Here is a 7,563-nt window from a genome sequence, read left to right as displayed (position 1 = left end):
TGAACTACCAGCCCGAACCAACGACGCAAACCGCGCCACAACAACAGAATCCGGAACCCATTTCGACTCCACACAATCACCTAACCCATGTCAGGTGTTTCCACGACCACTAGAAATCAAGAGGCGTGCCGCGGAAGGCGCGGTCATTGAGATCGCGACGGGCTTGCTCTAAAGCGACGAGGTCAGCAAAAAGCGAGTTATAGCTAGCCTCATCATCAGAGGGACGCATGCGGCCAAGACGAGCCTTCAGCTGGGCAATTTGATCTCCCACCACGGTTTCTTGCAGGCGGGAAAGCACGGAGTCAGCGTATTTTTCGGGGCCGACGTCGGTTGGCAAAATGGCCTCTACGGCAAGCTCCGAGACGAAGTTGCGGCCGGTGAGATCCTGCATTTCCCCGGCCACCGCGGCGATCCACTCCACGGCCGGCATGGTGGCGCCCTGAGCTGCGCCACCCACGGTAGAAATGGCTTGGCGCACGAGGCGGTAGGCGTCGTTGGTATAGGCGTCGGCAGTAATGCCATCGAAATAGGAACCTGCCACCTGCGGCATCTGCAAGGCCAGCTTGAGGGCCTCGCGCTGAGGCCACAGGTGGGTCTCCTTCGGGCTCGGCGGATGGATCATCGGCACGTCCTGCTGTGCCGGCTGCTGCTTCGCATTGTCGAAGCGACGAATGGTGGGCTTTTCGGCTTTCTTGGGCTTGCGTGCCTCCGCGCGCACCTGCCGGAGAACCTCTTCCGGATCCGGCCAGCCCACCCAACCTGCTAGACGCCGGGCATATTCACGCTGCAAAGGTTGATCACGGATCTGTGCGACCACGGGTACCGCGCGGCGCAGGGCCTGCAGGCGCCCCTCGGCGCTGTCAATGCTGTATTCCGCGATGACGGACTGGATAACGAACTCGAACATGGGGATGCGGTCCGCGATGAGCTCGCGCACGGCGGCATCGCCTTTGTGCAGACGCAGATCGCACGGATCCATGCCGTCGGGCGCTACGGAGACAAAGGATTGACCGGTGAACTTTTGCTCGCCGTCAAAGGCGCGCATGGCGGCCTTCTGCCCTGCCTCATCGCCGTCAAAGGTATAGATGAGCTCGCCATTGAAGTAGGAATCATCCAGCATGAGTCGGCGCAGCACCTGCAGGTGCTCGCCGCCAAAGGCGGTACCACAGGAAGCAACAGCGGTCTTGACGCCTGCGGCATACATGGCCATGACATCCGTGTAGCCTTCTACCACCACGGCTTGGTGGTTTTCGGCGATATTGCGCTTGGCCAAATCGAGGCCAAAGAGCACCTTGGACTTGCGGTAGAGCATGGTCTCAGAGGTGTTCATGTACTTGCCGAGCTTGTCGTCGTCGAAAAGCTTGCGGGCGCCAAAGCCAATGACGTTGCCGGAAAGGTCCTTAATCGGCCACAGCAAACGACGATGGAAGCGGTCGATGGGACCACGCTTGCCCATCTTGGAAATGCCAGCTGCTTCCAGCTCTTCAAAGGAAAAGCCTAGGCGCAGCAGGTGTTTGGTAGCCGTATCCCATCCCTCTGGGGCATAGCCGCACTCGAAGTCATAGATGACCTCGCGGGAAAAACCGCGATCCAGCAGGAAATCGCGGGCTGTAGCCGCTTGTGGGGTCTCCAACTGCTGGCGGTAAAACTCGTGGGCGGCTTTATTGGCAGCGATGAGGCGCTGCCGCGTGCCCGGCTTCTCATTGCGCGCGCCCGTAGAACCGCCCTGGTAGTTGATGTGATAGCCGATCTTCTGCGCTACCGCTTCAACCGCTTCTGGGAAGGAGACCTGCTCCATTTCCATCAGGAAGCTGAATACATCGCCACCCTTGCCGGTGGAAAAGCAGTGGTAGTAGCCGCGCTGCGGGCGCACGTGAAAGGACGGAGTCTTTTCATCCTTGAAGGGGCTAAGGCCCTTAAGCGAATCGTGCCCGGCGGGCTTGAGCTGCACGTACTCGCCGACGATTTCTTCTAAAGGCGCGCGTTCACGGATAGCTTGGATATCGCTGTCCGGAATTCTGCCTTTTGCCATGCGTACAGACTACCCCGCGCGCGGTGGGAACGCTTAACTGCCTAGGACAGGAAGGTGCCCTTCGCCAGGGTTCACAGTTTGGGCGCAAATTACCCTCTGTTGGGGTACTTTACCCACGCTGTTACCTACCCCCGTGACGGGGGAATTTTTGACCTCTCTATTGGCCCAGGGCGATTTATACTTTTAGCGCCGCACCTGCAACAATAAAGGTATGCCCAAGTCCAAAGCGTCCAAGAAATCGCTCCCCGTTGCCCTCGGTGGCCTTGCGCTTGTCGTCGTAGCAAGCTACTTCGGCTTCGATCTCGGCGGCGATGGTGATTCCGCTGCTTCCTCCACTTCTGAGTCGACCCAAGCGGCCGCGACTGGCGACGCCGATACCTGCACGATGTCTTCCCTACCCGCCGAGGCCAAAGACACCGCAGACGATATCTTGGCCGGTGGCACCTACGACTACCCGGATAATGACAACGCCCGCTTTGGCAATTACGAGGGCCGGCTGCCCCAGCAGGACAAGAATTACTACCGCGAATACACGGTAGAAACCCCCGGCAGACACAACCGCGGCGCCCGCCGCATTATCACCGGTGGCGGCAGCGAGACCGACCCAGACGTGTGGTACTACACCGATGACCACTATGAAAGCTTCTGTTCTATTCCGGACGCAGAGGAGTAATCATGCGACGCATCCTCATTACTGAACACATCCGCACCCGCGCGGACTTCTTTAACGCACTCGGCCGCACCCGCGGCTGCGAAGACTGCAGCCCGCGCAACCTCGATGACCTAGCGGATTTCCTACGCGAGCAGCGCACCAGCGTCATCGTTGCCTCCAATATGGATATCGAAGGCGAGGACCTAGCGGCGGTAGCTAGCGTGCTCGAGGACCAAGGTGTCGCGTTGGTGCGCTAGCGACTCGGGCCCTGGGGTTGGAGCTGAGGCGTTAGGTCCATAGATATGAGGCCGAATTGAGGGTTTTGAGCTCTCAATTCGGCCTTTTCGCGCTCAGATCGGCCTGATGACTCTCGACCTAACTCTAGCGCGGTGGTGGGCAAGCCAGGTTTAGCTGAGGAACCCAGACAGCTCCGCACTCCGGCGGGCCAAGCGCTCGAGGCGAGACTCGGTCATAGACGCAATTTGGTCAATGATGGCGCGGTCGCGGGCGGCGTCAGTTTCGGCTTGCTCCCACCACAGCCGGAAGGTGGCATCGAGGGAGCCAGGGGCGCCGGCGACAAGGTAATCGTAGACGCGGTAGATGCGCTCGCGTTGACGGTCCTGGCGGGCAAGGTGGGCGGGCTCATCCATGACATAGAGGACCGCGATGGTTTTAAGCAGCTTGACCTCGGCCTCGGCTTTTTTAGGCACGACGAGGTCACCGTGCATGCGGCCAAGGGTATTGGAGGCGATGAGCTCGGCATTGGCTTCGCTGGTGGCACCGACGGTCGCGCCGACATAGCGGCCTACGAGCTCAGAGGTCATCTTCTTCAAATTGGCATAGTCGCGCAAGGAGTAATCAAAATCGCCGATGGCGTTGATGACGCTTAAGTTGCGCAGGCTATCGGCCGCCTCCAAGAGCTCATCGGCGGTGCCGCCAAAAGCTTTAGCGCCCTTTTCTGCCAGCTGGGCTAGCTCAACTAGGTCCCACAGAACATTGAGGGAGATGCGCCGGGAAATAATGCCGTCTTCCACATCATGCACGGAGTAGGCGATGTCATCGGACCAGTCCATGACCTGAGCTTCGATGCATTTGCGATTATCGCTATGGCCCTCACGCAGCCACTCGAGCAGATCCGCGTCCTCGTCATAAGCACCGTATTTGCGGTTGGCGCTGCCATCGGGATTGGTTTTGGTCCAGGGGTATTTGCAGGCACCGTCGAGGGCGGCGCGGGTGAGGTTGAGGCCGAAGCTGCGCGGCACGCCGCTGGCATCGTCCACGATGATCTTGGGCTCTAGGCGGGTGAGGATGCGCAGGGTCTGCGCGTTTCCTTCAAAGCCGTTGAGGGCGACCTCATTGAGTGCGTTTTCGCCATTGTGCCCATAGGGCGGGTGGCCGATGTCATGGGTAAGCCCCGCCATATCGCATAGATCAGGATCGAGTCCGAGTCCAGCACCGATGCTCCGCGCAATTTGGCCCACCTCCAGCGAGTGGGTCAGACGGGTGCGTGGAGTATCGCCATCGCGCGGCCCGACGACCTGAGTTTTATCGGCCAGACGCCGCAAGGCTGCCGAGTGCAGCACGCGGGCGCGGTCACGGGCAAAGACGCCGCGATGTTCTTCCACGGTATGGAAGGCTGAGCCCTTCGGCTTTTCATCGGCCAGGCGGGCGAAGTCGGCGGCGGAATAAGAATAGGACACGACCCAAGCATATTCCGTGAACTGGCCTTTTGGGTGAGCAACGTGGCCGCCTAGTTTTTAGCAGGCCGCGGGCCTTTCACAAAGTTGCTGCCCACCGCTGCCAGGCCCACAACCACCACCAAGAAAAATATGAGTCCAAATGGGACATCCGGAAAGTGCAATACAAGTTTATGCGCTATATAAGAGTCCATATACGTGCTCAGTAGAGCAGCTGCTCCTAGCGACAAAGCCAACGCAAAAGCCGAAGGCAAACAATTGGCCAATTTCCTGTTTCTGTGCGCTTCTGCAACTGAGACGCCTTGTTCCCAAATGGTTTTAGTGAAGCGGATAAGCCGACCTTGTTGTGCTAAGGCCAGTCCGAAGATGAGAACTGCTCCCCCAACAATCACATAGGCAAACAACGGAATAAATTCGCTTGTACCGGTACCGTTTGGACCGTAAAGCAACGTTGAAGGTAGGTTTTCTGCCCATTGCTGAGCGCCTACAACCTCCATCGCTTGGCTGTCGCTCAATTCCACTTGCTTCGAAAAAATGGCTACAGCATAACCTTCGTCTTGCCTTTCGCCCGTTCCCCAAGAAGGATCTGCTTCAGAATTAAAGGTTTTATCCCATGGCCGCATCCACGTTTGGTCAAACGGCGATCGGGGTTCCGTCTCAACTACCTCTCGGTCATTAACCAAGGAACTTACTGTTCCGTCCCGATCTTCTACCAGCGCAAAGACAGCGCCTTCTTCCATGGTGGAAGGTTGGAGCTCTTCCGAGTCTTGGTCAGCAGGCACCCAGCTAAGAACTCCTAGGCAATCTGCGGCGTGATCCTGACAAATGTTTTGGGCAGTGGATGTGCTGATAGTTTGTTCATCCTGCGGCGACCCTACATACACGTTCTTCACATTGTCAGCTAATTCTTCCCGTGCTGAGTAGAGTGCCGAATCATTCGCAATAAAAGGAATGATGGGAAACAAGATAAAAATACAAGAGACCCGCAATATGGTGGTGGCGATAAAAGATCGCGCATATCGGACTCCCAAAATCGGAGGATTCCATCCCCCAAACTTGAGGGAGAGGTATTCGGCGGAATATAAGACAACCGCGTAGACAAATACAGAGGCAGCACTCACCAAGAAGGGCACGCAGTAGACGAAAATAAACGGCCACCTACTAGATGGATCCGCTTGGGGCATCGCCACAAATCCCACTAGCAATACAACACAGGCTGCTATCCCCAGCGGATATCGAAGGAGTTCTGCAGCCCGCGGATTCCTTGGAGTTGGATCTATGCGAGTTGGGCCTTGGCTCAAATCCTCCAAAACTCTCGTTTCCTGTTGGAAAGGAACGAAGCTCAGACAAACGATAGCGCACCATGAGATCACAGCGACGAGTAGTGGTGAAGGGAGTCCTTGAGGAAGATCAATGCCAAAACCCGAATACAGAACCAGGAAGATTGGCTTCATCAGCACTGGAACCAGAACTGCGCTAACTATTGAAAAGAAAAAATAAACCGTAAGTAGCTCAAGGAATAGCACTCGGCGAATTCGTTTTAATGTTAACCCAAATAAACGAAGCGCCTCATAGTGGTGGCGCCTCCCCTCCACCACATGCCTAAAGCAGTATTTGAGCGCCAGAGCAAAGGGAATGATCGATATGAAAGCCGAATACATCAGCCCCATTGACATAGATTCGGCTACCTTGTCCGCCGCTACTGTGGAGACTAACAGACAGACAAAGAAGAAAAGCACAAACGAGGTAGCTAGTAACGGGATACTCTCCACAAAAGTGCTCTTACGGATCCTCGCTTCCACAGCGCGAAAATTCATTGGTTTACCCCGAGTTCCAAAACCTGATCACAAAACTGCGCTAAACGATCATCGTGGGAAACTACCAAGGCGATTGCGTGGTTTCTTACTGTGTAATTATGCAGATATCGCAACACTGAATATGTGTTGTCCTCATCCAAGGCACTCGTCGGTTCGTCTGCGAAAACGAGTTGGGGCTTTTTGGACATTGCAGTTGCTATGGCCGCGCGTTGGCGTTGTCCCCCTGAAAGCTCGTGCGGTAGAGAGGCTCCGTATTCACTCATATTGAGTTGAGCTAGCAAAGAGCTATTAGCGTCCGAGTCCGCAGTGGCTCCGCTTAGCCCTTGTGCGAAGGAAAGGTTTTCGTCGATTGTCAAACAGGGCACTACGCCGGAATCTTGAAACACTATTCCCATCGATTTAGCTCGAAGCCTATCTCTATTTCGAGCAGAAGAGCTCCATAAATCATGTCCGAAAATACTGACGGTTCCTGATGTTGGCTTCTGGAGTCCAGAGATAACGCGAAGCAGCGTGGATTTGCCGGACCCAGAGGCGCCTCGAATCCAAGTGAGGGTACCTGGCTCATGCACAGAGTCGATAGAGAATAGCGGGCTACTTTTCCTGCTTAGCTTTACAGACAGGTTCTCCAGTTTTAACACGCTTTCCTCCTGAGGCTTCGTAGCATTTCAGCGCTGACCAACATGGCTCGGTGTTATTTCCTGATGTAGTGGAAAAGAAACCCTTCTCCCCTAGAAATGCATCGGCAGCTTAAAAAATATCATGCGATGCTTCTTATCGCCGGGGAAAAGAATCCCTATCTTCCTGCTCAATCGTCTGATGCCGCAGCTTCTGATTCGGGCGCAACACCCGCTCCACGCGGTAGAACCCATTGCGCAGTGCGGCGGCACCGCGCGGGGGCAAAAGTCCTGCTACCAGCGCGTAGGCCACGCCACCGGTTTCGTGGGCAAGATAGCGCCACCAGGGTGTGGAAAAGCGTGCGGCAGGGTAATACGGCGTGCCGGATACGGTGGCTTTTAGTCCTTCCTGGCGGGCGATGAGTGCGGTGCGCAGGCGGTGGAGGGGATCGGTGATGATGGTGGCGTCGGCAAGCGCGAAGGCTTCCTTGACCGCCTTCAGGGAGCTGCGGGTATCCATCCCCTCCTCCACCGCGTGGACGGTCAGGTGCGGGAAATGCTCGCGCAGAAAGGTGCGGCCGACGCCGGCCTCGGTAAACCTATCGCCGGGCAGCTTGCCGCCCACGGTAATGACTTCCAGGCCCACGGCCGTGGCTAGCTCGCCGGCGTGGCGCAGGCGTCCGGCAAGGATGCGGGAGGGCCGGCCGTCATATTGGGCGGTGCCTAAAACAATTACGTACTTCACTGCCCC

General features: G+C 56.7%; 7 protein-coding genes. 2 read left to right on the top strand and 5 right to left on the bottom strand.

Translation table 11 applies throughout. The features are described from left to right. Positions 1-109 precede the first annotated feature (109 nt). A complete protein-coding gene (gene dnaG, locus MHK05_RS04705; RefSeq protein WP_239205146.1) occupies positions 110-2,032 on the bottom strand; it encodes a DNA primase in 1,923 nt (640 codons plus the stop codon). A gap of 211 nt (positions 2,033-2,243) precedes the next feature. Here dnaG and MHK05_RS04700 point away from each other — a divergent pair, with 211 nt between their 5' ends. Further along, positions 2,244-2,705 carry a guanyl-specific ribonuclease gene (locus tag MHK05_RS04700; RefSeq protein ID WP_239205144.1) on the top strand — a complete coding sequence of 154 codons (462 nt, stop codon included), beginning with the start codon at positions 2,244-2,246 and terminating at the stop codon, positions 2,703-2,705. Between the two features lie 2 nt (positions 2,706-2,707). Then, complete coding sequence (locus MHK05_RS04695; protein ID WP_239205142.1) at positions 2,708-2,941, top strand: barstar family protein; 234 nt, start codon at positions 2,708-2,710, stop codon at positions 2,939-2,941. Positions 2,942-3,091: 150 nt separating this feature from the next. On the opposite strand, the gene MHK05_RS04690 is transcribed toward MHK05_RS04695, so the two are convergent. The 4 genes from MHK05_RS04690 to MHK05_RS04680 form a co-directional block, all read right to left on the bottom strand. Then, positions 3,092-4,384 carry a deoxyguanosinetriphosphate triphosphohydrolase gene (locus MHK05_RS04690; protein WP_239205140.1) on the bottom strand — a complete coding sequence of 431 codons (1,293 nt, stop codon included), beginning with the start codon at positions 4,382-4,384 and terminating at the stop codon, positions 3,092-3,094. A 50-nt stretch (positions 4,385-4,434) separates the two neighbouring features. After that, positions 4,435-6,198, bottom strand: coding sequence for an FtsX-like permease family protein (locus MHK05_RS04685; protein WP_239205138.1), 1,764 nt, complete (start codon positions 6,196-6,198; stop codon positions 4,435-4,437). Further along, positions 6,195-6,767, bottom strand: coding sequence for an ABC transporter ATP-binding protein (locus tag MHK05_RS11900; RefSeq protein WP_366918322.1), 573 nt, complete (start codon positions 6,765-6,767; stop codon positions 6,195-6,197). The genes MHK05_RS04685 and MHK05_RS11900 overlap by 4 nt, the downstream gene beginning before the upstream one ends. A 202-nt stretch (positions 6,768-6,969) precedes the next feature. Then, the gene (locus MHK05_RS04680) at positions 6,970-7,557 is read right to left on the bottom strand and encodes a YdcF family protein (RefSeq protein WP_239205136.1); all 588 of its coding nucleotides are present in this window, start codon (positions 7,555-7,557) and stop codon (positions 6,970-6,972) included. Between the last annotated feature and the right edge of the window lie 6 nt (positions 7,558-7,563).

This window comes from Corynebacterium nasorum, from assembly GCF_022347325.1.
GTDB lineage: Bacteria > Actinomycetota > Actinomycetes > Mycobacteriales > Mycobacteriaceae > Corynebacterium > Corynebacterium kefirresidentii.
The sequence above is the reverse complement of the archived record's forward strand: the minus strand, read 5'-3'. Positions and strand labels throughout refer to the sequence as shown.